The sequence below is a fragment of the Burkholderia sp. AU38729 genome (assembly GCF_020419725.1).
Taxonomy (GTDB): Bacteria; Pseudomonadota; Gammaproteobacteria; order Burkholderiales; family Burkholderiaceae; genus Burkholderia.
The window spans coordinates 371,048-395,217 of the sequence record NZ_JAIZQO010000003.1; the positions used below are offsets into that span (position 1 = coordinate 371,048).

22 protein-coding genes are annotated in these 24,170 nt (G+C 63.9%); 19 read left to right on the forward strand and 3 right to left on the reverse strand.

Annotated elements, in window-relative coordinates; translation table 11 throughout:
- Positions 1–125: 125 nt before the first annotated feature.
- Together groES and groL are read left to right on the forward strand one after the other, a co-directional pair.
- Positions 126–419 carry a co-chaperone GroES gene (groES, locus tag LGM56_RS10565; RefSeq protein WP_039361157.1) on the forward strand — a complete coding sequence of 98 codons (294 nt, stop codon included), beginning with the start codon at positions 126–128 and terminating at the stop codon, positions 417–419.
- A gap of 46 nt (positions 420–465) precedes the next feature.
- Positions 466–2,106: a chaperonin GroEL gene (gene groL / locus LGM56_RS10570; protein ID WP_039361154.1), complete on the forward strand. Its 1,641-nt coding sequence runs from the start codon at positions 466–468 to the stop codon at positions 2,104–2,106.
- Positions 2,107–2,294: 188 nt separating this feature from the next.
- Here groL and LGM56_RS10575 read toward each other — a convergent pair whose 3' ends face one another.
- Positions 2,295–3,161, reverse strand: a complete 867-nt coding sequence (locus LGM56_RS10575; protein ID WP_089439368.1) for a hydroxymethylpyrimidine/phosphomethylpyrimidine kinase — start codon at positions 3,159–3,161, stop codon at positions 2,295–2,297.
- A gap of 255 nt (positions 3,162–3,416) precedes the next feature.
- Here LGM56_RS10575 and LGM56_RS10580 point away from each other — a divergent pair, with 255 nt between their 5' ends.
- The 8 genes from LGM56_RS10580 to LGM56_RS10615 all read left to right on the forward strand — a co-directional run bounded on the left by LGM56_RS10580 (position 3,417) and on the right by LGM56_RS10615 (position 10,014).
- Positions 3,417–3,587: a rubredoxin gene (locus LGM56_RS10580; RefSeq protein ID WP_004186709.1), complete on the forward strand. Its 171-nt coding sequence runs from the start codon at positions 3,417–3,419 to the stop codon at positions 3,585–3,587.
- A gap of 104 nt (positions 3,588–3,691) precedes the next feature.
- Positions 3,692–4,993, forward strand: a complete 1,302-nt coding sequence (locus LGM56_RS10585) for a hypothetical protein (RefSeq protein ID WP_226204503.1) — start codon at positions 3,692–3,694, stop codon at positions 4,991–4,993.
- Between the two features lie 182 nt (positions 4,994–5,175).
- Positions 5,176–5,754: a YqgE/AlgH family protein gene (locus LGM56_RS10590; RefSeq protein ID WP_011351143.1), complete on the forward strand. Its 579-nt coding sequence runs from the start codon at positions 5,176–5,178 to the stop codon at positions 5,752–5,754.
- Positions 5,751–6,200, forward strand: a complete 450-nt coding sequence (gene ruvX / locus LGM56_RS10595) for a Holliday junction resolvase RuvX (RefSeq protein WP_011351144.1) — start codon at positions 5,751–5,753, stop codon at positions 6,198–6,200. Before LGM56_RS10590 ends, ruvX begins: the two co-directional genes overlap by 4 nt.
- Entirely contained in the window at positions 6,187–6,699 is a 513-nt protein-coding gene (gene pyrR / locus LGM56_RS10600; protein ID WP_039361132.1) for a bifunctional pyr operon transcriptional regulator/uracil phosphoribosyltransferase PyrR, read from the forward strand. The genes ruvX and pyrR overlap by 14 nt, the downstream gene beginning before the upstream one ends.
- 73 nt (positions 6,700–6,772) lie before the next feature.
- Positions 6,773–7,804 (forward strand): aspartate carbamoyltransferase catalytic subunit, encoded by a 1,032-nt coding sequence (locus LGM56_RS10605; RefSeq protein ID WP_006476735.1) that lies wholly within the window; start codon positions 6,773–6,775, stop codon positions 7,802–7,804.
- Between the two features lie 52 nt (positions 7,805–7,856).
- A complete protein-coding gene (locus LGM56_RS10610; RefSeq protein WP_226204505.1) occupies positions 7,857–9,137 on the forward strand; it encodes a dihydroorotase in 1,281 nt (426 codons plus the stop codon).
- A gap of 19 nt (positions 9,138–9,156) precedes the next feature.
- On the forward strand, positions 9,157–10,014 hold the full coding sequence (locus LGM56_RS10615; RefSeq protein ID WP_226204507.1) for a lysophospholipid acyltransferase family protein: 858 nt from the start codon (positions 9,157–9,159) through the stop codon (positions 10,012–10,014).
- Between the two features lie 32 nt (positions 10,015–10,046).
- Here LGM56_RS10615 and LGM56_RS10620 read toward each other — a convergent pair whose 3' ends face one another.
- Positions 10,047–10,886: a symmetrical bis(5'-nucleosyl)-tetraphosphatase gene (locus tag LGM56_RS10620; RefSeq protein WP_089494213.1), complete on the reverse strand. Its 840-nt coding sequence runs from the start codon at positions 10,884–10,886 to the stop codon at positions 10,047–10,049.
- A 353-nt stretch (positions 10,887–11,239) separates the two neighbouring features.
- Between LGM56_RS10620 and rfbB the strand changes: the two genes are divergently transcribed.
- The 5 genes from rfbB to LGM56_RS10645 are packed head-to-tail and all read left to right on the forward strand — an operon-like array spanning position 11,240 to position 15,565.
- The gene (rfbB, locus tag LGM56_RS10625; RefSeq protein WP_089494214.1) at positions 11,240–12,301 is read left to right on the forward strand and encodes a dTDP-glucose 4,6-dehydratase; all 1,062 of its coding nucleotides are present in this window, start codon (positions 11,240–11,242) and stop codon (positions 12,299–12,301) included.
- Between the two features lie 11 nt (positions 12,302–12,312).
- Positions 12,313–13,206: a glucose-1-phosphate thymidylyltransferase RfbA gene (gene rfbA / locus LGM56_RS10630; protein ID WP_089494215.1), complete on the forward strand. Its 894-nt coding sequence runs from the start codon at positions 12,313–12,315 to the stop codon at positions 13,204–13,206.
- Positions 13,191–13,742: a dTDP-4-dehydrorhamnose 3,5-epimerase gene (rfbC, locus tag LGM56_RS10635; RefSeq protein WP_089494216.1), complete on the forward strand. Its 552-nt coding sequence runs from the start codon at positions 13,191–13,193 to the stop codon at positions 13,740–13,742. Before rfbA ends, rfbC begins: the two co-directional genes overlap by 16 nt.
- A gap of 21 nt (positions 13,743–13,763) precedes the next feature.
- Positions 13,764–14,669, forward strand: a complete 906-nt coding sequence (gene rfbD / locus LGM56_RS10640) for a dTDP-4-dehydrorhamnose reductase (RefSeq protein ID WP_089495245.1) — start codon at positions 13,764–13,766, stop codon at positions 14,667–14,669.
- Entirely contained in the window at positions 14,663–15,565 is a 903-nt protein-coding gene (locus LGM56_RS10645; protein ID WP_089494217.1) for a glycosyltransferase family 2 protein, read from the forward strand. The genes rfbD and LGM56_RS10645 overlap by 7 nt, the downstream gene beginning before the upstream one ends.
- A gap of 35 nt (positions 15,566–15,600) precedes the next feature.
- On the opposite strand, the gene LGM56_RS10650 is transcribed toward LGM56_RS10645, so the two are convergent.
- The gene (locus LGM56_RS10650) at positions 15,601–17,766 is read right to left on the reverse strand and encodes a glycosyltransferase family 2 protein (RefSeq protein ID WP_226204509.1); all 2,166 of its coding nucleotides are present in this window, start codon (positions 17,764–17,766) and stop codon (positions 15,601–15,603) included.
- A gap of 461 nt (positions 17,767–18,227) precedes the next feature.
- Between LGM56_RS10650 and LGM56_RS10655 the strand changes: the two genes are divergently transcribed.
- From LGM56_RS10655 to LGM56_RS10670, 4 genes are all read left to right on the forward strand, one after another.
- A complete protein-coding gene (locus LGM56_RS10655; RefSeq protein ID WP_226204511.1) occupies positions 18,228–18,983 on the forward strand; it encodes an ABC transporter permease in 756 nt (251 codons plus the stop codon).
- Positions 18,984–18,986: 3 nt separating this feature from the next.
- A complete protein-coding gene (locus tag LGM56_RS10660) occupies positions 18,987–19,700 on the forward strand; it encodes an ABC transporter ATP-binding protein (protein WP_089494220.1) in 714 nt (237 codons plus the stop codon).
- 179 nt (positions 19,701–19,879) lie between these two features.
- The gene (locus LGM56_RS10665; protein ID WP_226204513.1) at positions 19,880–22,102 is read left to right on the forward strand and encodes a glycosyltransferase; all 2,223 of its coding nucleotides are present in this window, start codon (positions 19,880–19,882) and stop codon (positions 22,100–22,102) included.
- Positions 22,103–22,114: 12 nt separating this feature from the next.
- Positions 22,115–24,169, forward strand: coding sequence for a class I SAM-dependent methyltransferase (locus LGM56_RS10670; RefSeq protein ID WP_089494221.1), 2,055 nt, complete (start codon positions 22,115–22,117; stop codon positions 24,167–24,169).
- Position 24,170 lies beyond the last annotated feature (1 nt).

A 24,170-nucleotide genomic window follows, 5' to 3' on the forward strand; every position in this document is an offset into this window, starting at 1 on the left:
AATTTGTCAAAACCCGTCCATATAATTAGCACTCGCTGCACGAGAGTGCTAACAATTCTCTGCCAGGCGATAAGCCGGGCAGATTCCCTAAGCGTTCTTCAATCTCAGTCAAGAGAGGAGTGAATATGAACCTTCGTCCTTTGCACGATCGCGTGATCGTCAAGCGCCTGGATCAGGAAACCAAGACCGCCTCGGGCATCGTGATCCCCGACGCCGCTGCTGAAAAGCCGGACCAGGGTGAAGTCCTGGCCGTCGGCCCGGGCAAGCGCGACGACAAGGGCGCGCCGATCGCGCTCGACGTGAAGGTCGGCGATCGCGTCCTGTTCGGCAAGTACGCAGGCCAGACCGTGAAGGTCGACGGCAGCGAACTGCTGGTCATGCGCGAAGAAGACATCATGGCCGTGGTCAACGCGAAGTAAGCGTCCACCGACGGTACATATTCCCAAGAATTCAAGGAGTTAGAAGATGGCAGCTAAAGACGTCGTATTCGGCGATTCCGCCCGTTCGAAGATGGTCGAAGGCGTGAACATTCTCGCCAACGCAGTCAAGGTCACGCTGGGTCCGAAGGGCCGCAACGTGGTGCTCGAGCGCAGCTTCGGCGGCCCGACGGTCACCAAGGACGGTGTGTCGGTCGCGAAGGAAATCGAGCTGAAGGACAAGCTCCAGAACATGGGCGCGCAAATGGTCAAGGAAGTCGCTTCCAAGACCAGCGACAACGCAGGCGACGGCACGACGACGGCAACCGTCCTTGCGCAATCGATCGTTCGCGAAGGCATGAAGTACGTCGCATCGGGCATGAACCCGATGGACCTGAAGCGCGGCATCGACAAGGCAGTCGCAGCGGCTGTCGAAGAGCTGAAGAAGATCAGCAAGCCGTGCACGACGAACAAGGAAATCGCACAGGTCGGCTCGATCTCGGCGAACAGCGACACGTCGATCGGCGATCGCATCGCTGAAGCGATGGACAAGGTCGGCAAGGAAGGCGTCATCACCGTCGAAGACGGCAAGTCGCTGGCTGACGAACTCGACGTCGTCGAAGGCATGCAATTCGACCGCGGCTACCTGTCGCCGTACTTCATCAACAACCCGGAAAAGCAAGTCGCTGTCCTCGACAACCCGTTCGTGCTGCTGCACGACAAGAAGGTGTCGAACATCCGTGATCTGCTGCCGGTACTCGAGCAAGTCGCAAAGGCTGGCCGTCCGCTGCTGATCATCGCTGAAGACATCGAAGGCGAAGCGCTCGCAACGCTGGTCGTCAACAACATCCGCGGCATCCTGAAGACCGTTGCGGTCAAGGCGCCGGGCTTCGGCGACCGTCGCAAGGCGATGCTGGAAGACATCGCGATCCTGACCGGCGGCCAGGTGATCGCTGAAGAAACCGGCCTGACGCTCGAGAAGGCAACGCTGGCAGAACTGGGCCAGGCGAAGCGCATCGAAGTGGGCAAGGAAAACACGACGATCATCGACGGCGCAGGCGAAGCCGTGAACATCGAAGCACGCGTGAAGCAAGTGCGCGCGCAAATCGAAGAAGCGACGTCGGACTACGACCGTGAAAAGCTGCAAGAGCGCGTGGCCAAGCTGGCTGGCGGTGTTGCAGTGATCAAGGTTGGTGCCGCGACCGAAGTCGAAATGAAGGAAAAGAAGGCACGTGTCGAAGACGCACTGCACGCAACGCGCGCGGCTGTGGAAGAAGGCATCGTGGCAGGTGGCGGCGTTGCGCTGATCCGCGCTCGCACCGCGATCGCAGGCCTGACCGGCGCTAACGCCGATCAAAACGCCGGCATCAAGATCGTGCTGCGCGCAATGGAAGAGCCGCTGCGCCAGATCGTCACGAACGGCGGCGAAGAAGCCAGCGTCGTGGTGGCGGCAGTTGCTGCAGGCCAGGGCAACTACGGCTACAACGCAGCGACGGGCGAGTACGTCGACATGGTCGAAGCCGGTGTGGTTGATCCGACCAAGGTCACGCGTACCGCACTGCAGAACGCAGCGTCGGTTGCAGGCCTGCTGCTGACGACGGACGCAGCTGTTGCTGAACTGCCGAAGGAAGACGCACCGATGCCGGGCGGCATGCCCGGCGGCATGGGCGGCATGGGCATGGACATGTAATCGACTTCGGTCGATGGTGTCCGGAGCGCGCAGCGATGCGTGCTCCAGCCATAAAAAAGACCCGCAGCGATGCGGGTCTTTTTTTATGGGCGCGCGGATTTCGATGCGTGCGCGGGGCGGCCGGAGATGTCGCGCCCACAGGGCGTGACATTGGGGGCGACGGCGGGGCATGCCCCGCCGCACGTGCGTCAATGCCGATGCGACGTCCTCGGCACCGCGTCGGCCTTCACGGCCGGCGGCGTATCCGAATCCTCGTTGCTGCGCGCCCAGAAGAACCGGTCGGGCAGGTACGCCCCCATGCCGGGCCGGAACGCGTCGCGCGTGGCCTGGTACAGGTATTCCTGCGCTTCGCGAACCGCTTCGGGTGGCTCCTGGCCGTTCGCAAGCAACGCCGCGATGGCCGCGCCCAGTGTGTCGGTGATGCCCATCAGCCGGTGCGGCGAGCGATCCCACATGTCCTCGCGGAGCTGGCCTTCCTCGCCGTACAGCGTGTTGACGAGCCGGTGCGAGCCCGTCTCGGACGACAGGATGTACTCGCAGCCCTGCGACAGCAGGTGCGAGACGGCCGCGTCGAGATTCGGCGCCTCGGCGTCGCCGTCCGGCTGCGCGAGTGCGATCAGCGTCGCGTAGTCGGCGACCAGCAGCGTGGTTTGCGGCGCCAGCAGATCGGCGATCGATTCGCGCAGGTCGTCGGCTGCGAGCACGTGCTCGTCGTCGAGCGTGAAGTCGGGCGCGAGCACGAGCGGCACGCCGTCGTAGTCGGCGACGACCTCGGCGATCGCGCTCACGACTTCCGCGCGCGTCGCCGCGCCGATCTTGAACGCCGCAACCGGCATGTCTTCGAGCAGCATGCGCGCCTGGGCGGCGACCACGTCGGGATCGAGGCCGGTCACTTCGTCGCAGGCGGCCGAGTCGCGCACGGTGTAGCCCGTCAGGACGGACACGCCGTGACAGCCCATGCTCGCCAGGGTCAACAGATCGGCTTGGATGCCAGAGCCGCCGGTGGGGTCGGACAGGCCAAAGGTGAGGACGATCGGAGGGGCGTTGCTGGACATGTAAAAATGGGGCAAGAGAAAAACGGGAAAGCGACGGGCATGCGGACGGCGAGGCGAAATGGGCGTTTTCGGCCCTGTGTTGCCCGGCAGGCCGCACTTTTCAGCCATTATGCGGCGGAATCCGGCCCGCACGACGGATTTTTTAGCGCAGCGCAACGTAGTCGCGTTACTCCAGCGCGATTGCTAGGCAGTCCGGCCCCGACACGGTACCATCATGGCTCCCGAATTTTACCGACTTTCCCGACGCGGCTTAAGATGGAATACAAGAGCTGGATGTGCCTGATTTGTGGCTGGATTTACGACGAAGAAGCCGGGCTGCCGGAAGAGGGCATTGCCCCGGGCACGCGCTGGGAAGACGTCCCGATCAACTGGACGTGTCCTGAATGCGGCGCCCGCAAGGAAGACTTCGAGATGGTCCAGATCTGACCGGACCCTTGGCCCACGGACACACCGCTCAGGCCTCGCATCGACCCGGCGCTCATGCGTCGAGGCTCGCGCGAGCGACTTGACGACGACAGGCGCGCGTGTCCATGAGGCCAGAACCGGCGAACGTTCCCCACCCTGACGCACTGCCCAACCCGCGCGGCGGGGCCGTGCGCGCGGCCGACGCATGGCTTGCGGCGGCCGCCGACGCTTTCGAGCATCGCGACGACGCGGCCGCACCGCTCTCCGCTGCTGCGGCCGTGCTGGCGGAGGCCGGCTGGCTGCCGGCCGCGCGTTTCGCGGGGCAGCTGTCGGCCGCCGTGCCGCTCGTCGCCGCCGAGCCGACCTCGGCCGGCTGGCGTGCCGCGCTGCGCGATTTCCGCGCGGCCGTCGCACGCCACAACCTGCGCGAGCTCGCCTGCTCGCCGGTTCTCTTCGAACATTTCCGTGCCTTGCGTGCGCAAAGCGCCGCCGACCTGCGCGCGCAGGCGCCGCTCGACGCGCTCGCGCTCGTCGGCCGTGCGGTGCCGCCCGCCACGCTGCGCGCGCTGCCCGACGCGTTCGCGACCCGGATTCGTGCCCGCTACGAACAGGCGTTGCTTGGCGTGCTGCGCGCGGAACACGGCGCGCCCGATGCGGCACTCGACGAACTCGATGCGATGCTGGCCGCGCTCGCCAGCGATGATCCATACGATTTCTGGCGGCTCGCGGCCGCATGCGTGCGGGCGCTGCGCGCCAGCGGCGCACCCGAGCTGAAGCGCTTTCTCGCGCGGACGAACCTGCTGCTCGGCGAGCACGCGCAGGGCCGGCGCAGTGCGCCGCCCGAACTCGTGCGGGAGACGGTGGCGCTGCTGTGGCGCGATTTCGCGCTGTTCGGCGCCGCGGCCGAGGATGTCGCGCTCGTCGACGTGCTGCACGACTACGGATTGACGGTCGACTGGCACGTCGCCGGCACGCCCGCGTCCGAAGCGCTGTGGGAGGCCGATGCCGCCCGGGCCGAGCATGACGCGGTTGCCGCCGCGCCGACCCGCGCACTCGGCGTCGTGACGGTCAATGCGCATGCCTATGAGGATTTCCTGCAGACGGCCGATGCGTCGATGGTCGACCTCGCGGCCGATCCGGCGAGAGCCGACGCGGGTGCAGCATGGCATGCGTCCGGCGCCGCCTACCGGGTCGGCACGGCCGCGTGCGCGCTGGGGCTCGGCCATGCGGCGCTGCTGGCCGACACGCTTGGCCTCGCGTGGCGGCGTGCGGCGCACGGCGTGCCGCTCGCCGACGGCGGCCTCGATGCGCACGGCCACGCGTCCGACATGCTGCGCGCGGCGCTGCTGAAGATTGCAGCCGGCGTTGCGCCGCCGGATCTCACGGCGGCGTCCAGCGCGCTCGGCGCGGCGCTCGGCCGGGCCTGACGAAGAAGGGGACGAACACGCGCCGGCGGCCCTTGCCGCGCGGGCCCGCAACACGCTGCCGACAGCGCCCGCGCGCGTGTTAGAGTGCCGTGTGATCCGTGCGCGCCGTTGCCAGCGCGGTGCGGCGTTGCTTGTTGATCGCGGCCCGGTCAGGCTGCGGCGTCTTTGCTAAAATTCAAACCATGTCAAAGCCTTCCGATCGCATCAATCTCACCAACCAGTTCCTGATCGCCATGCCGAACATGGCCGATCCGACGTTCTCGGGAACGGTGGTCTATCTTTGCGATCACAGCGAGCGCGGTGCGCTCGGCCTCGTCATCAATCGTCCTACCGACATCGACCTCGAATCGCTGTTCAACCGCATCGACCTGAAGCTCGACATCGAGCCGCTGCTGCACATCCCGGTGTACTTCGGCGGCCCGGTCCAGACCGAGCGCGGTTTCGTGCTGCACGAGCCGGTGGAGGGCGCGAGCTACAACTCGTCGATGTCCGTCGAGGGCGGGCTGGAGATGACCACGTCGAAGGACGTGCTCGAGGCGGTCGCGACGGGCACCGGCCCGAAACGCTTCCTGCTGACGCTCGGCCATGCGGGCTGGGGAGCAGGGCAGCTCGAGGAAGAAATTTCCCGCAACGGCTGGCTGACGGTCGCCGCCGATCCGCGCATCGTGTTCGACACGCCGGCCGAAGAGCGCTTCGAAGCCGCACTCGGCCTGCTCGGCGTCAGCTCGTCGATGCTGTCCGGCGAAGCAGGGCACGCATGAGTGGCGCGAGCGCGCGCGATGCGACGCTCCTCGCGTTCGACTACGGCGAAAAACGTATCGGCGTCGCGGTCGGCAATGCGCTGACGCGCTCGGCCCGTGCGCTCGTCGTGATCCAGAACCTGAATCGCGAACACCGCTTCAAGGCGGTCGGCGACCTGCTGGCCGAATGGCGGCCGGACGCGCTCGTCGTCGGCCTGCCGATGCATCCGGACGGCACGCCGCACGACATGACGCAGCAGGCGAAGCGCTTCGGCAACCAGCTGAACGGCCGCTTCGGGCTGCCCGTCACGTGGGTCGACGAGCGCTATTCGTCGGTCGAGGCCGAGGCCGGGCTGCGCGAGCGCAACGTGCGCGGCCGCGCACGGGCCGAGATGCTCGATGCCGAGGCCGCGCGCGTCATCCTTCAACAGTATCTCGATCAATTGTCCGACCATGAGCACCATTGACGCCGAGGCGCTTTACCGCGTCCTGCTCGACCAGATCCGCGCCGCGTACGGCACGGCTTTCGCCGAACCGGGTGGCCCGCGGCTCGCCGGCATTCACAGCGGCGGCGCATGGCTTGCGGAGCGCCTCGCGCGCGATCTCGGCGCGCCGGCGTTCGGCGTCGTGAACGTCGCGCTGCACCGCGACGATTACGCGAAGAAGGGGCTGCACAGCCAGGCCAGCCCGACGTCGCTGCCGTTCGAGATCGACGGCGCGCGCATCGTGCTCGTCGACGACGTGCTGTTTACCGGGCGCACCGTGCGCGCGGCACTCAACGAGCTGTTCGACTACGGCCGTCCGGCCGCGGTCGAGCTCGCGGTGCTTGCCGATCGCGGCGGCCGCGAGCTGCCGGTCGCCGCGCGCTTCGCGGGCGGCGCGCTCGACGTGCCGGCCGGCGCGACGCTCGTGCTCGCACGCGACGATGCGCAGTTCACGCTGCGCGTCGAGGCACACGGCGCCTGAACGACACGCGAACCGTATCCCGGGCCGCTGGTTTGCACCGCGGCCCGTTTGCATAGTTGGAATCACGCACACCATGACCACCGACACCACTGGCCGCACCGGCAATCCCGCCGCGGCCGCGAGCCCCGACCGGTTCCGCTACGGCTTCCTGAAGGGCAACCCGCAGCTCACGAAAAACGGCGAGCTGAAGCATCTGCTGTCGATCGAGGGCCTGCCGCGCTCGATCGTCAACCACATCCTCGATACCGCCGAGCAGTTCGTCAGTGTGACGGACCGTGAAGTGAAGAAGGTACCGCTGCTGCGCGGCAAGTCCGTGTTCAACCTGTTCTTCGAGAATTCGACGCGCACCCGCACGACCTTCGAGATCGCCGCGACGCGCCTGTCGGCCGACGTGCTGAACCTGAACATCAATGCGTCGTCGACGAGCAAGGGCGAATCGCTGCTCGACACGATCAACAACCTGTCGGCGATGCATGCCGACCTGTTCGTCGTGCGCCATGCGTCGAGCGGCGCGCCGTACCTGATCGCCGAGCACTGCGCACCGCACGTGCACGTGATCAACGCCGGCGACGGCCGCCATGCGCACCCGACGCAGGGCCTGCTCGACATGTACACGATCCGTCACTACAAGCGCGACTTCACGAAGCTGCGCGTGGCGATCGTCGGCGACATCCTGCATTCGCGCGTCGCGCGCTCCGACATCCACGCGCTCACCACGCTCGGCGTGCCGGAAGTGCGCGCGATCGGCCCGCGCACGCTGCTGCCGGGCGGGCTCGAGCAGATGGGCGTGAAGGTGTTCCACAACCTCGACGAAGGGCTGAAGGGCGTCGACGTGATCATCATGCTGCGCCTGCAGAACGAGCGGATGAGCGGCGCGCTGCTGCCGTCCGCGCAGGAATACTTCAAGACCTGGGGCCTGACGCCCGAGCGTCTCGCGCTCGCCGCGCCCGACGCGATCGTGATGCACCCGGGCCCGATGAACCGCGGCGTCGAGATCGATTCGCAGGTCGCCGATGGCCCGCAGTCGGTGATCCTCAACCAGGTCACGTTCGGCATCGCCGTGCGGATGGCGGTGATGGGCATCGTCGCCGGCAACAGCGACTGAGCCCGCTTTCGCGCATCCTTATTCACGCAATCAACGCATTCACTGACAGCGCATGAAGATTCATATCAAAGGCGGCACGTTGATCGATCCGGTCGCCGGCACCGAACAGCAGGCCGACGTATTCGTCGCGGACGGCAAGATCGCCGCGCTCGGCACGGCGGCGCCGGCCGGTTTCAACGCGGACAATACGATCGACGCCGCGGGCATGATCGTCGCGCCCGGCCTCGTCGACCTGTGCGCGCGGCTGCGCGAGCCCGGCTACGAGCACAAGGCAACGCTCGCGTCCGAGATGGCCGCGGCCGTCGCGGGCGGTGTCACGACCCTCGTGTGCCCGCCGGATACCGACCCCGTGCTGGACGAGCCGGGCCTCGTCGAGATGCTCAAGTTCCGCGCGCGCAACCTGCACCAGGCGAACGTGCATCCGCTCGGCGCGCTGACGGTCGGCCTCAAGGGCGAGGTGATCACCGAGATGGTCGCGCTGACCGAGTCCGGCTGCGTCGGGTTTACGCACGCCAACGTGCCGGTGCGCGACACGCAGGTGCTGCTGCGTGCGCTGCAGTACGCGAGTACCTACGACTACACCACGTGGCTGCGCCCGCAGGACGCCTTCATCGGCCGCGGCGGTGTCGCCGCGAGCGGCGCGCTGGCGTCGCGGCTCGGGCTGTCCGGCGTGCCGGTCGCGGCCGAGACGATCGCGCTGCACACGATTTTCGAACTGATGCGCGTGACGGGCGCACGCGTGCACCTCGCGCGGCTGTCGTCGGCGGCCGGCCTCGCGCTCGTGCGCGAAGCGAAGGCCGAGGGGCTGCCCGTGACCTGCGACGTCGGCGTGAATCACCTGCATCTGATCGACGTCGACATCGGCTACTTCGATTCGCAGTTCCGGCTCGATCCGCCGCTGCGCAGCGAGCGCGATCGCGAAGCGATTCGCGTGGCGCTCGCCGACGGTACGATCGATGCGATCTGTTCCGACCATACGCCGGTCGACGACGACGAGAAGCTGCTGCCGTTCGGCGAAGCGACGCCGGGCGCGACGGGGCTCGAGCTGCTGCTGTCGCTGACGCTGAAGTGGGCCGACGAGACGCGTACGCCGCTTGCGCAGGCGCTGCGCCGCATCACGTCCGCACCGGCTGATGTGCTGAAGCTGCCGGCCGGCCGCCTCACCGAAGGCGGCGCGGCCGACCTGTGCGTGTTCGACCCGCGCGCGCACTGGCGCGTCGAGCCGCGGGCGCTGAAGAGCCAGGGCCACAACTCGCCGTTCCTCGGCTACGAACTGCCGGCCACCGTGCGCGCGACGCTCGTGGCCGGGCAGGTCGCGTTCGAGCGCCACTGAACCACGCCGGACTATCGCCATGATTGCCATTCGCAAGCTGCGTCTCGTCTTTCACCTGTTGCGCGGCATGGCGATCGTCGCGCTGCGTTTTTCGCACGTCACGCCCGCGCGCCGCGCCGAGCTGATACGCCGCTGGTCGCTCAAGCTGCTGCGGATTTGCGGGATGCGTCTCGTCGTCCACAACGACAGCGCACGGCTCGACGCGAGCGCGCTCGTGGTCGGCAATCACGTGTCGTGGCTCGACATCTACACGGTCAACGCGTGGCGGCCGACGCCGTTCGTGTCGAAGGCCGAGGTGCGGCAGTGGCCGGTGGTCGGCTGGCTCGCCGAGAAGCTCGACACCGTGTTCCTGCAGCGCGAGAAGCGCACCGAGGCGATGCGCGTCATGCACGAGATGGCCGAGCGCCTGCGCAACGGCGGGCTGATGTGCGTGTTCCCGGAAGGGACGACGACCGACGGGCAGGAACTGCTGCCGTTCCACGCGAACCTGTTCCAGGCCGCGGTGTCGGCCGGCTGCGCGGTGCAACCGATCTGCCTGATGTACGAGGATGCGCAGGGGCGGCAGTCGGTTGCGCCGGCCTATACGGGCGAACTGGCGTTGGGCACGTCGCTCGACATGGTGTTGCGCGGCGGCCCGCTCGTCGCGCACCTGTACGTGTGCGAGCCGATCGCGCCGGGTGGCGACCGGCGGGCGACGTCCGCGGCGGCGCGTGATGCGATCGGGGCTGCGCTCGTGAAGTTGCAGGCGAAGGTTGGCAAACCGACGGCCGAGTCGCTCGCGGAACTGGCCAAACATGCGTATCCGGCGACCGAGGTTGGCGCCGGCGCGGCAGGGCATGAGGCGACCGACGCACCGGTGCCGGGGCGTGAGGGTTGACGCGCTTCCCGGCGACGCGACTCAGCCTTTAATCACTCGCCGCCCGGCGCGCGGCATGCTTCGCACTGCACCTGCGTGACCGTGCGCTGCGCCGGGTCGGCCGTCAGCCGCACGGCCGACAGCTGGTTACCCCACACACACCCCGAATCGAGCGCGACGACGTTCTCGCGCACCATCAGGCCGAGCGCGGCCCAGTGGCCGAACACGATCGTCACGTCCTCGGTGCGGCGCCCCGGTACGTCGAACCACGGCAGGTAGCCGGGCGGCGCGCTGTCGGGGCCGCCATTCGCCTTGAATTCCATCGCACCGTCGGGCGTGCAGAAGCGCACGCGCGTGAACGCATTGAACGCGACGCGCATCCGGTCGCGTTTCTTCAGATCCGGGCTCCATTGATTCGGCTCGTTGCCGTACAGCTTCTGCAGCGTGTCGCGCCAGTCGGGCGCGCGCAGCGCGCGCTGGAGTTCGTCGGCGAGCTCCAGCACGAGCGTCGCATCCCACTGCGGCAGCACGCCCGCATGGACGAGCAGCATCCCGTTCTCCGCATGCACGAACGGTCGGTGGCGGACCCAGTCGAGCAGCGCATCGGCATCGGGCGCGTCGAGGATCTCGCCGATGGTGTCGCCCGGGCGTTCGGTTCGCAGGCCGGCGGAGACCGCGAGCAGGTGCAGGTCGTGATTGCCGAGTACGACGGTCGCGCGCGGGCCGAGGTCGACGAGTGCGCGCAGCGAGGCGAGGGAGTCCGGGCCGCGGTTGACGACGTCGCCGGCGATCCACAGCGGGGTGTCGGCGGGGGCTGAAAGTTTGTCGAGTAGGGACTGGAAAGCAGAATGACAGCCTTGGATGTCGCCGATGGCGATGGGGGTATGGGTCATGGGGCGACGTGGGTTACGTGTTTCGGCTTCGCGGTAGGATTGGTCTGGTTGGCATTATTTTGCGCAATTTTTTTGAGAAAAAGCCCGTGAAATGGTATGAAATTTCATTGCCGGGAAGCTTGCGAGCGCTGTATCAAGTTGTTAGCGGCATGGCATTTGCGTGTTGCGGCTTCCTATAATTATGGTTCTCCCCAACAAAATTAGCATTTCATGACTTTGGAGGCCATGTCGACCGGTTAAAATTCGCGGTCTGACGTAGCGGTCACAAGTTACCGGTTACGAGCACTTGTGAATCTGATGCGGCGAGCGCCCCGAGAGCGTTCGCCGCGCATTGCATTACTAGAGGGAGCCTCATGATCCTGGTTACGGGCGGCGCGGGTTTTATCGGCGCAAATTTTGTACTCGATTGGCTGCGCGCATCCGACGAAGCCGTGCTCAACGTCGACAAGCTGACGTACGCAGGGAACCTGCGCACACTGCAGTCGCTGGACGGGAACTCGAAGCACGTGTTTGCGCGCGTCGACATCTGCGATCGTGAAGCGCTCGACGCATTGCTTGCCGAGCACAAGCCCCGCGCCGTGCTGCACTTCGCAGCGGAAAGCCACGTCGATCGCTCGATCCATGGACCTGCGGATTTCGTGCAGACCAACGTCGTCGGCACGTTCACGCTGCTCGAAGCAACCCGTCAATACTGGAACGGCCTGAGCGATGCCGACAAGGCCGCGTTCCGCTTCCTGCACGTATCGACCGACGAGGTGTTCGGTTCGCTGTCCGCAACCGATCCGCAATTCTCCGAGACGACGCCGTACGCACCGAACAGCCCGTATTCGGCGACGAAGGCGGGTTCCGACCATCTGGTGCGCGCGTACCATCATACGTACGGTCTGCCGGTGCTGACGACGAACTGTTCGAACAACTACGGCCCGTACCAGTTCCCCGAGAAGCTGATTCCGCTGATGATCGCGAATGCGCTCGCGGGCAAGCCGTTGCCGGTGTATGGCGATGGTCAGAACGTTCGCGACTGGCTGTACGTTGGCGATCATTGCAGTGCGATTCGCGAAGTGCTCGCGCGTGGCGTGCCCGGCGAGACGTACAACGTCGGCGGCTGGAACGAGAAGAAGAACCTTGAGGTCGTGCACACGCTGTGCGATCTGCTCGACAAGGCTCGCCCGAAGGCAGCCGGTTCGTATCGCGACCAAATCACCTATGTGACGGATCGCCCCGGGCACGATCGCCGTTATGCGATCGATGCGCGCAAGCTTGAGCGCGAGCTCGGCTGGAAGCCTGCGGAGACGTTCGAGACTGGTCTGGCGAAGACGGTCGACTGGTATCTCGACAATCAGGTGTGGGCCGATGAGGTCGCATCGGGTGAATACCGCAAGTGGGTCGAGACGAATTACGCGAAACGCGCTTGAGGAGAGAAGCGATGGCACGTAAAGGCATCATTCTCGCCGGCGGGTCCGGCACGCGGCTGTATCCGATCACGCACGTCGTATCGAAGCAGCTCCTGCCGGTGTACGACAAGCCGATGATCTACTACCCGCTGTCGACGCTGATGGTCGCAGGCATCCGCGATGTCCTGATCATCTCGACACCGCAGGACACGCCGCGCTTCGAATCGATGCTCGGCGACGGCAGCCAGTGGGGGATGAACATCCAGTACGCGGTGCAGCCGTCGCCGGACGGTCTCGCGCAGGCCTTCATCATCGGCAAGGAGTTCGTCGGCAACGATCCGTCGGCCTTGATCCTCGGCGACAACATCTTCTACGGGCACGATCTCGTGAAACAGCTCGACCGGGCGAACGAGAAAGCGGCCGGGGCGACGGTATTCGCGTATCACGTGCACGATCCCGAGCGCTACGGCGTGGTGGAATTCGATCAAAACTTTCGTGCGCTGTCGATCGAAGAAAAACCGACCAAACCGCGCTCGAACTATGCGGTGACGGGCCTGTATTTCTACGACAACCGTGTGTGCGATATCGCCGCCGACATCAAGCCGTCCGATCGCGGTGAGCTCGAGATTACCGACGTGAACTCGCGCTATCTGGCAGACGGGGCACTCGATGTCGAGATCATGGGGCGCGGCTATGCGTGGCTCGACACCGGCACGCACGACTCATTGATCGATGCGGCGCTGTTCATCGCGACGCTGCAAAAGCGCCAGGGGCTCGTCGTCGCTTGCCCGGAAGAAATTGCCTTCCGCAGGAAGTGGATCGACGCCGATCAACTGTGCAAGCTCGCCGCACCGCTATCGAAAAATAGCTACGGGCGGTATCTCCAGAACATTCTTTCTGACCAAGTCGCATGGCCATCCAGGTAACGGCAACGGCATTGCCGGAAGTCAAAATCATCGAGCCGAAAGTGTTCGGCGACGCACGCGGATACTTCTACGAGAGTTTCAATGCGCGTGAGTTTGCTGAACTTGTCGCGCCCGGCGTCGAATTCGTGCAGGACAATCATTCGCGATCGGCGAAGGGTGTGCTGCGCGGTCTGCATTATCAGATTCAGCATGCGCAGGGCAAGCTTGTCCGTGTGGTTGAGGGCGACGTGTTCGATGTTGTGGTTGACTTGCGCCGCAGTTCGCCGAATTTCGGCCGATGGGCCGGCGTGAATCTGTCTGCCGACAACTACCGGCAGCTATGGGTCCCGCCCGGATTCGCGCATGGCTTCGTCGTGCTGTCCGAGTCGGCGCAATTTCTCTACAAGACGACCGACTACTGGTTTCCCGAGCATGAACGCAGCATCGTCTGGAACGATCCGGATATCGGAATCGTATGGCCGATCGACGACGAGCCGGTGCTGGCCGCCAAAGACGCGGCAGGCAAGCGTCTTGCCGATGCCGACGTATATGCGTGACCCGTTACAGAGGGGCGAATGATGGTTGCCGCAAACGGTAATCGCACGATTCTCGTCACGGGAGTCAACGGTCAGGTCGGTTTCGAACTGCTGCGCACATTGCAGGGGCTCGGGCGCGTGATCGCGATCGATCGTGGTGCACTCGATCTACGACGTCCCGATGCGATCCGGACGCTCGTGCGCGAAGCGCGCCCATCGATCATCGTCAACCCGGCCGCGTATACTGCGGTCGACCAAGCGGAAACGGACACCGTAACGGCACGGCAGATCAATGCCGAAGCGCCGGCCGTCCTTGCCGAAGAGGCAAAGCGGCTGGGGGCGGTGTTCGTCCATTACTCGACCGACTACGTGTTCGACGGCAGCAAGGCAGGGCCGTATGTCGAGAGCGATGCGACCGGGCCGCAGAGCGTCTATGGCGCGACCAAGCTTGAAGGAGAGCGGGCGATTGCGGCTGCGGATTGTGCGCACTTCATTTTTCGCACGAGCTGGGTGTATGGGCGGCGAGGTAAAAATTTTCTACTGACAATGCTGCGTCTTGCCGAGCAGCGACCCGAGCTGCGCGTGGTTGCCGACCAGGTCGGCGCGCCGACCTGGTCGGCAACCGTTGCGACCTTGACCGCGCACATACTGGCGCAGGGGTGCGGCGCATCGGGCGACGTGCACGAATGGGCGGCGCCGCGAAGCGGCGTGTACCACCTGGCAGCGACCGGCAGCACATCGTGGGCTGGATTCGCTGAAGCGATTTTCCAACGCGCGGATCTAGCATCGGCGCCGCGTGTCGTGCCCATCCCGGCAGCCGAGTATCCGTTGCCGGCGAAGCGTCCTGCGAATTCACGATTGGATACGTCGAAGCTGACCGAGGTGTTCGGCATCACGCCTCCTGACTGGCGTGATGCGCTCGACCTCTGTCTCGGTGGCGCATGTTGAGCGGTATCGGCCGCGACGAAGTCGGCGCAGTCGTCGTTTTCTACAACCCGGATCGCGCCTGTATCGAGCGTGCCAATCGGATCGCGAACCTGTGTCGCTGCGTTGTCGTCGATAACACGCCGGCGGACGCGCATTCGCCGGAGGTCGAGCGTGCGCTCGATGCGCGCATCGACTATGTGGCGAATGTGCGCAATGTCGGCATTGCGACTGCGCTCAATCAGGGGCTGGAGCGCCTGATTGCGGAGGGCTGCAAGTACGCGCTGCTGTTTGATCAGGACAGCGAGCCAACCGAAGCGCTGGTGCGCGAGCTGGTGCGCGTGATGAGTGAATGTGTTGCGCGACGCGAAGCAGTTGCGGTGGTTGGCCCGGCCTATGAAGATGCGCGACTTCGGGGTGTGGCGCCGTTCGTGCGATTCGGCTATTTCCGCCTGAAGCGAATCGCGCCGCAGGGCGACGTGCCGATCGACGTGGACTTCCTTATCACGTCGGGTTCGTGCGTGAATCTCGGATGCTGGTCCGACGTAGGACGCATGGACGATTCCCTGTTCATCGATTTCGTCGACACCGAGTGGTGCATCCGCGCGCGCTCACGCGGTTACCGCGTAGTCGGCATACCGTGGCTGAGAATGCAGCACGAGCTGGGCGAAGAGCCGATTCGTGCGTTCGGCCGCAGTTATCCGATGCACAGCCCGGTGCGTCACTACTATCTGTTTCGCAACGCCGTGGCATTGCTGAAGCGTAGGTATGTCCCGTGGACGTGGAAGTCGACGGAGCTGGTCAAGCTTCCCGTGCGGCTGGCCATTTACGCGTTGTATGCACCGGATGCGCGTGCGCACCTGACGATGGCGCTGCGTGGCATCCGGCACGGGCTGGCCGGCCGGATGGGGATGCTGTAACGAATTGTGAGAATGCCGAACGACGCAGACGCGCGTCAATCGAATTGGCCAATGCGCGGCTCATCGGCGAGTGCGTAGGCATGCTTCGACGCATCGAGCGTGAGATTGGGGTTGTAGGCGGGATCGTTGAACAGTGCCGCACCCCAGCGTTGTTCCATGAAGCGTATTTCTCGCAGGAAGCGTTGTGCCTTTTCCGGCGACAGATCGGAGCCACGCGTCGCGGATTCGTGATGGTACAGCTCGGCATGGGGTGTCCAGACATTGCGATAGCCGGCATTGCGCACCCGAATGCAGAAGTCGACGTCGTTGAAGGCGACAGCGAGCTCCTCGTCGAGTCCCTGCACTTCATCGTAGATCGACCGGCGAATCAGCAGGCAGGCGGCAGTGACGGCGGACAGATTCTGCGTGGAGACGGCCCTCCCGAAGTAACCGAATGCGCCGCGTGGCAGCCGGGCGTGGATGTGGCCCGCCACGCCGCCTACACCTAGCATCACGCCGCCGTGCTGGAGCGTGTCGTTCGGATACCAGAGGCAAGCGCCGATCGCGCCGTTGCCGGGCTGCGCGGCGAGGGACACCATCTCCTCGAGCCAGTCGGGCGTGATGACTTCGATATCGTTGTTGAGCAGGCAGACGTATTCGCCGCGCGATTGGCTGACTGCGACGTTGTTGAGCGCCGAGAAGTTGAATGGACGGTTGTCGCGCAGCACGCGGACGTTCGGGCGCACGCGCAGCGAATCGAAGTATGCGAGCGTTTCCGGCTTCACGCTGCCGTTGTCGACGATGACGATCTCGAAGTCGGGGTATGTGCTGCGATCGAAGATGCTCTCGACGCATTGCCGAAGCAATTCGACCCCGTCGCGCGTGGGAATCACGATCGAGACGAGCGGCGCCGGTGCCGGCATTGCGTAGCGCACGCGAATGAGGCCGATGTCGCTCGCGGCTTGCGAGACGGTTGCCTCGACTCCGATGCGTTGCAAGTGTGCTTCGACGGCGCGAATGCCGGCGGTCAGCGCGTATGGCTTTTCCGCGCCGGAGGCCGCTGTGCTGCCGGGAACGATGCGCCAGTGGTAGAGGATGTGAGGTATGTGGTGAACCGCATCGTGGCCGGCCTTTTCGATGCAGCGCATGGCAAGGTCGTGATCCTGGCTTCCTTCGAAGCCTTTTCGGAAACCGCCGACCTCGCGAACGAGCGCCGTTTCGTAGACGCCGAGATGAGAGAACAGGTTTTGTGTGAGAAACAGCTCCGGGTTCCAGTCGCTCTTGAAGTACGGGGCAATCCGTTGGCCTTCCGGTGTCAGCTTGTCTTCGTCACTGTAGAAGAGGCGAGCGCGGGGATGTTCGTTGATCGCCTTGACGACCATGTAGAGCGCGTGTTCCGGAAGGGTGTCGTCGTGATCGAGCAGCGCGACGTATTCTCCGGACGCGCAGGCGAGCGCGCTGTTGCTGGCTTCGGCGATATGGCCGTTCTGATCGCGCAGCACGACCTTGATACGGGCGTCGCGCGCGGCGTAATCGGCAAGCGTGGTGCGTACCGCTTCGATCGTGGACGCATCATCGGCGATGCAGAGTTCCCAGTTCGGATAGATCTGGGCGCGCACCGACTCGATCATCTCGTGCAGCAGTGCGATGTCGCTGTTGTAGGTGGGCACGACGATCGAGATCAGCGGACGGTGCGCCAATTTCGCGACGGCTGTCCGCAGCGCGACGCGTTTGCCTTCGTCGATGGTGTCGTATTGCGCGATCCAGCTGGCGTACGCTTCGGGGCTGTCCTCGAACGTATCGCGCGCGAGAATCCGGTTGGCGCGACGGCGGATGCCCTGCACGCCTTCTTTGCGCCAGATCGCGTAGTAATGACGCAGTGCGGTGAGGAGTCCGCCGCGCGCGCGCAGATGGGCAGCCACGGAGCGGGCCGAGTGTCCGGCGCGACGCGTCGCATTGACGCCGGCGCGCAACGGCGCGGTGATGCGCCATGATGCCGACGTGTGAACGGCGGCAAGATCAGCCGAGAGCTGGTCGATGATGGATTGGTTGTTCGCGCTCGATTGCGCGCGCGTTTCCGCGGCGGCGAGCTTTTGCTGCAGATCGGCGACGCTCGCTTCGAGCGCGGCGATGCGCGCATCGGCATGCTGGCTTCCCATGGTGACCGGGTCTGGGGATGCCGTCTCTCGGTCGGTGTTGGGCGAATCGCTGGGAATTTGCATGATCGTGAGAATTCGACGGGTAGTACGGACCGCGACCGTGCAGACATGCGGTCACTGTGTGAAGCGATCGATTATAGCGGAGGCATGCGCCGACACCCCGCTGGGCGGCACGAGTGGTGGAGGCGAGGCGGTGGCGTGAAACGAGAAAAAATTCAATGAATTCATGGTTGTATGCGGCCCATTGAGTGGCGGAGGATGGAACTTCGAGGGTGGGGCCATTACAATACGGCCTCGAAACCAGGCGGGCATGGGCGCCGCCACGACATGGGGTGGCAACCTGCGACGCAGTCTGCTTTCGTGGCGTGCGGTGGAGGACGGAGATGCCGGTGATGCGACGGGTACACGCACGCCAGCGTAGGTGGATTGTTATTTTTTGAGATTAAAGGGTCACACGAAACATGCAACAGTTATCTGCAGTACGAGGCGGCGAAAGCAGAGCGACGCTTGCGATGCGGGACGTGATGGACGGGATCAAGGCGTACCCGATCTGGACGACACTCGCGTGGCAGGATATTCGCCAGCGCTATCGGCGTTCGGTGCTGGGGCCGTTCTGGATCACACTGACGATGGTCGTCACGATCGCTGGCATGGGGCCGCTCTACGGTGCGTTGCTCAATATCAAGACGGAAGAGTTCGTTCCCTATCTCGCGCTCGGCATCATCACGTGGGGGCTGCTCTCGACGCTGATCCTCGACGCGTGCAATGCGTTCATCGGCTCGGACAGCATCGTGCGTTCGGTACGGCTTCCCCTCTCGTTGCATATATTCCGCTCGGTCTACCGGAACGTGCTGTTCTTCGCGCACAACATTCTCGCGTTCGTGCCGGTGATGCTGTACGCGAAGATCGTGCCGACGCTGCAGTGGTTGATGGTCATTCCCGGCCTGCTGATTATCGTGATCGCCGCCGTGCCGCTATCGATCCTGCTTGGCATTTTCTGTGCGCGGTTCCGCGACATGCAGCCCATCGTCGGCAGCATCGTCCAGCTCGCGTTCTTTCTGACGCCGATTTTCTGGAAGCCCAGCGCGCTTGGCCATCGCGCATACGTTGCGCACTACAACCCGCTCTACATGTTTCTCGAACTCGTGCGCGGGCCGCTGTACGGGACGATGCCGGACGCGTCGGTTTACGCCGGCGCCGGCATCACGACGGTGATCCTGTTCGCGCTGGCGATTCCGTTGTTCACCCGTTTTCGTTCCCGTATCGCGTTCTGGATCTGAGTCATGGCATTTCTTAATCTCGACAACTGCAGCCTCAACTTGCCGGTGTATGGCGCAAGCAACCGCTCGCTGAAGCAAATGATGCTGTCGTCCGTGACCGGCGGGCGGATCGCCTCGGACAGCCACAAGTTGACCGTGGTCGAAGCGTTGCGTGGCGTGTCGCTCGACATTCGCGCTGGCGACCGTGTTGGATTGATCGGTCACAACGGTGCCGGCAAGACGACGCTGCTGCGTCTGCTCGCCGGCATCTACGAACCGACGGCCGGCGTGTTCCGAAGCCAGGGCCGCGTGACCAGCCTGCTCGATCTCACGCTCGGCCTCGATTACGAGGCGACCGGCTACGAGAACATCGTGCTGCGCGGGCTGATTCTCGGCTCTTCCAAAACCGAGATGCAGCGTCTCACGCCCCAGATCGCGGAATTCTCGGAGCTGGGCGATTACCTCAACATGCCGGTGCGCACCTACTCGAGCGGTATGGTTTTGCGGTTGGCGTTCGCGATCGTAACGAGCGTACATGCCGACGTGCTGCTGATGGACGAGTGGTTGAGTGTCGGCGACGCGGATTTCGTGAAGAAGGCTGAGAAGCACATGATGGATTTCGTGGGCAAGGCCGACATTCTCGTGCTTGCGTCGCACAACTGGAACATCATCGATGATCTTTGCAATGTGATCGTCGAGATGGAGGCGGGAGCCGTCAAGGAAGTGCGGCGGGTCTGAGTTCGCGGCATGCATTCCGTGAATCTGGCTCACGCTGCCATTGCATTTCAGCAACGTATTGTGTGCGGCGCGACGTCGCGCGCGATCGTTTGCGGTCGTTCTGCTGTCAATCGGCGCGACGGCGCGGGCTTCGCGCGCTTGTCGGCAATCGCGCGGAGAATCGCTTGCGCGGGGAATACATGTCGCTGCTAAAGGTCTTCGTTACAAGTGAGCTGTTTCCATTTACGCATGGTGGAATCGGCCGCGTCATAGCTAATCTGCTCGATCTGCCAGAGTTTTCCGGTGCTGGCGATTGCAGGGGCAAACCGGCGGTCGCTGTCGTCTTCACGGGCGAGTCGTTCGACGAGGCGCGATTCAACGCCCGTTTCCCAGGCGTGCTGTTTGTTGACGCGACGCCGCGAACGTATGTCGAACGCGACGGTGATACCGGTTTTCGCTACGTTCATCCGGATCTCTACACGACGCATCCGTTGCACGCCGTCTCCGTGAGGGCAATGCAAGCGCTTAGGCGGCTCGAACGCGAGCAGGGTCCGCTCGACTACATCGAGTTCCCGGACTGGGGCGCGGCTGCGTTCGCGACGGTGCAGGAAAAGCGACTGGGTCTTGCTTTCCAGGAGGCCACGATCGCCGTGCGCCTGCACACGTCGGACAGCGTGCTGAACTCGATGGAGGCGCGCTTTGTCGATCGGGCCGCGCTTTCGCTGCTCGACCTGGAACGCAAGGCACTGGCCGATTGCGATCTGATCATCGGGCAGGTGTCGGGAACGGCGACCGCCATGCAGCAGATCTTCGATTTCGACGATGCGGAATGGTTGCCACGATTGCATATCGACGCGCCGCCCGTCATGCTGGATCACGGCACGCCAGTGCAGGCGTCGATCACGGTTGCGTGGGATACGCCGATCGTCTTTTCGTCGAAGATCCAACGCATCAAACGTCCCGATATCTTTGTGCGCGGATGCTGCGATTTTCTCCGGCTCAATCCACGCTATTGCGGGCAGATTCGTCTGATCGCGATGGCGACGGATATGGACTACCTCGCAGAAGTACGCCGCCTTATCCCGGGCGATTTGCTCGATCGATTTCACTTTGCGACCGATGCCGACGCGGCCGAACGCCATCGCATCGTCAGCGAGTCGGTATGCGTGTTTCCGGGGACGTTCGAGTCATTCTGTCTCGCGGCATACGAAGCGTCGCTTTCCGGCGCATTGTGCGTACTGGCGGACTTGAATCCGGCATTCGGGGATGCGTCACCGTGGCAGGACGGCATCAACTGCATGAAGTTCGACGGATCGCCAAGTGGCTTGGCCCAAGCGTTGTCCAGGGTGTTTGACGCGCCGCAAGCGTTGCGCTCCGTTGTCGTTCCAACGGGACCGAGGCCATGGACATTGCCGAAGCACCCGCGCCCGGCCGAACGGGCATCGGGTGCGGCACTTGTCAGCATTCTGATTCCACACCATAACCTTGGCGACTACGTCGAGGAGACGGTCGATAGCGTGCTCGAGTCCGCGTATCCGAATATCGAGTTGATTGTCGTCGACGATGCATCGACCGATCCCGAAAGCCGGGACGCCCTGCTTCGGCTGCAGGCGAGAAACGACGAGCGGATAAGGGTTGTCTGGTCGACACAGAATCGGGGGCTGGCTGCTACGCGGAATCTGGCACTTTCACACGCGCGCGGCGAGTTCGTGCTGACGCTTGACGCAGATGACCTGATTGATGGCCGGTTTGTGTCGATCGGGGTGGATGCGCTGACGCTTAACGACGATGTGTCCTTCGTTGTGCCGCAAACGGCTTATTTCGACGATCGCCCCGACGCGGACCCGGCGGCGGACGTGTGGACCCAGTGCATCACGTTCGTGGGCGAGGCGAGATCGTCCGGGTTGTGTCAGAACCGCTTCTCGACGGCGACCATGATGGGCCGCACGGAAATGCTGCGCTCCCTTGGATATGACGAATCGCTGAGCGCTTACGAAGACTGGGATCTGTACATGCGGGCAGTGATGGCGCGTAGCCGTTTCGTTGTCACGAACGCTGTTCATTTTTATTACCGTCGGCGCGCGCACTCGATGATACATTCCGACGCCGCGACGCGCCGGATCGGACTGTATTACCACGACATCCTGCGCAAGAAGCGCGTCACATTCGGAAGTATGACGCTGCCGATGTATGTGCTCGAGGGGATGAGCGGCACGACGCATGGGGAGTCCGTCGAGGCCATGCGCGCAAAGCTCGCGGCGTACGAAGGAAGCGCGGCCGTTGCGGCAGCGCTGGCACTGCAGGTTCGTCTGAATCGGCTTCCGCCCTGGATGCGGGTAGCGTTGAAACGGATGGCGCACTGGATGATGCATTGTAGAAGGGCAAGGCGTGAGCGCATCATTGGCGCGCGCGCCGACAGGTAGGTGAGGTCATCAATGGAAAAGGCAAATCAGAACTACTGGCTGCATCAGTCAGGGGCGGATTACGAGCGTCAGCAGATCTGGCGCGCGGAGCAAGGGCGCGCCGCATACCGAGCGCAGGAGACCTGGTTGATCGACCACCTGCGCGATCGCAGCGAACAACTCGGTCGACCGGTGCGTGTGCTCGACTTCGGTTGCGGTTTCGGGCGCATGGCGCGTGTTCTGTCGGCGTACCCGTTCGTCGACTACCATGGCTACGATTTTTCTGAAACGATGATCCGGCAGTTGCTCGACGAGCCGCCAGCGACGTTGACGGATGCCGGTCGCCGCGTTCGCGTCGCGCCAAGCGTGACGGAGGCGTTTGCAGGAGCCACGTTTGACGTTGTCTTCACGGTGTCGGTGCTGATTCACAACACGCGTGAGGATGCCGCACGTTTGCTCGCGGAGATGAAGCGTCTGCTGGACGCAGAAGGTTATCTGTTGCTGATCGAGAATCAGCTCGTGCCGTTTGATCTTCGCGAGAACAATTGGCATGGCGGCTGCTGGGTGCATGATTACGTCGGTGATCTGGCCGCCGACAGCAACGTGCTGGTTTTTCACGATGCGATTCAAGATCACGGCGTCTACAAGATCGAGCCGGCTGGTGCGAATGGTCGCCTGGTTTCGATCATGCAATCCGATGGCCGGGTTCAGCCTCTCGACGAGAGTGAGCGAATGAGAATGAGTCTGCCCAGACTGAAGGTCGCTCTTCAAGGACTCGCGGGTGAGTTGGAGCAGAGCGATGTTGCGGCGCTCGAAGGTCGACTTCACGACTTCGCTGAAACGACCGAAAACCAGCAGCGACTCATCGACAGGCAGGAACGTGCGCTGGAAAGGCAGCAGATCGAGATCGAACGATTGCGCAAGGAGTGCGCCGACCTGCGCGAAGTGCAGGACTTACGCAAACGTCTGCATCGTGTCATGACCGACGCGCACCGCGAAATCGCGCCGATTCATGTGGTGCCTGTTGCGACGAGCGACGCCCCCCAAAGCAATTTCGCGAACGCATTTCCGGACGTGCGGATCTTGGAATGGCAGGCGTCGCGCGATACGATGTACGCGAACGCGGACACGCGATTCGACCGCGTATGCCATATCTTTCATAACGACTGGATGGGTATCCGCTCGGCTGTCGGTGCGCTGCCCGGTTACAAGCTGGCGATTCCGTCATCGACGGGCATTCCCGTGCACGAAATCGAGGTGATCATGCAACGACTGCACGATCACGCGATCGAAAAGATCGTTCTGCACGGCATTTCCGATTCCATGTACGCGTTGACGCGCGCGCTTGCAGACAACGGATTCCGCGACCAGTACCTCGTCTGGCACGGCACGACGGCGCAATGGGTATGGGAGGACGAGCGGCGTTACGCGCAGATGGCGATTCGCATGGCGCGCGAAGGCAGGGTCAAACGCTTCAGCGCGATTCGTCGCGGCCTTGGGCCGATCGTCGGGGAGCGCAATTTCGCGCCGCAGTTGGTCAACATGCCGCCCAGGGTCAACAGCATTCAAGTGCGGCGGCGGCCGCCGCGCTCGGGGCGCTACAGTGCGCTCGCGCCGTCATGGAATGATTTGCGGAAGAACCTGGCAACGAACGTGCTCGCTGCGCAGACCGTGAATTCGGTAGATTCGATCTATGTGGTTGCGAAGGACTTCGAATTGCCGAAGTGGCTTTCCACGAAAGTGAAGAAGGTGGGATATCGCGATCACGCAAGCATGCTCGAACTGATGGCGACGATGGACATCGTATTGAACGTGACGACAATCGATTGCCATCCGATGGTGGACCTCGAAGCCATGTCGGTGGGCACGCCATGTGTACGCGGGCCGCTGTTTCTCGATGGTCTCGAAAATCATCCGTACGTCCGTCTCACTGCTGTCGACAATCCGATGAATGTCGAAGACGTCGCGCATTGTATCGGGCAGGTGCTCGCTACGAACGAAGGCGAACTCATCGGCATGATGGATGACTACAAGCGTCAGCTTCACGAACTGTCGACGCAACGCTATGCCGAATTCCTGGCAATTTGAG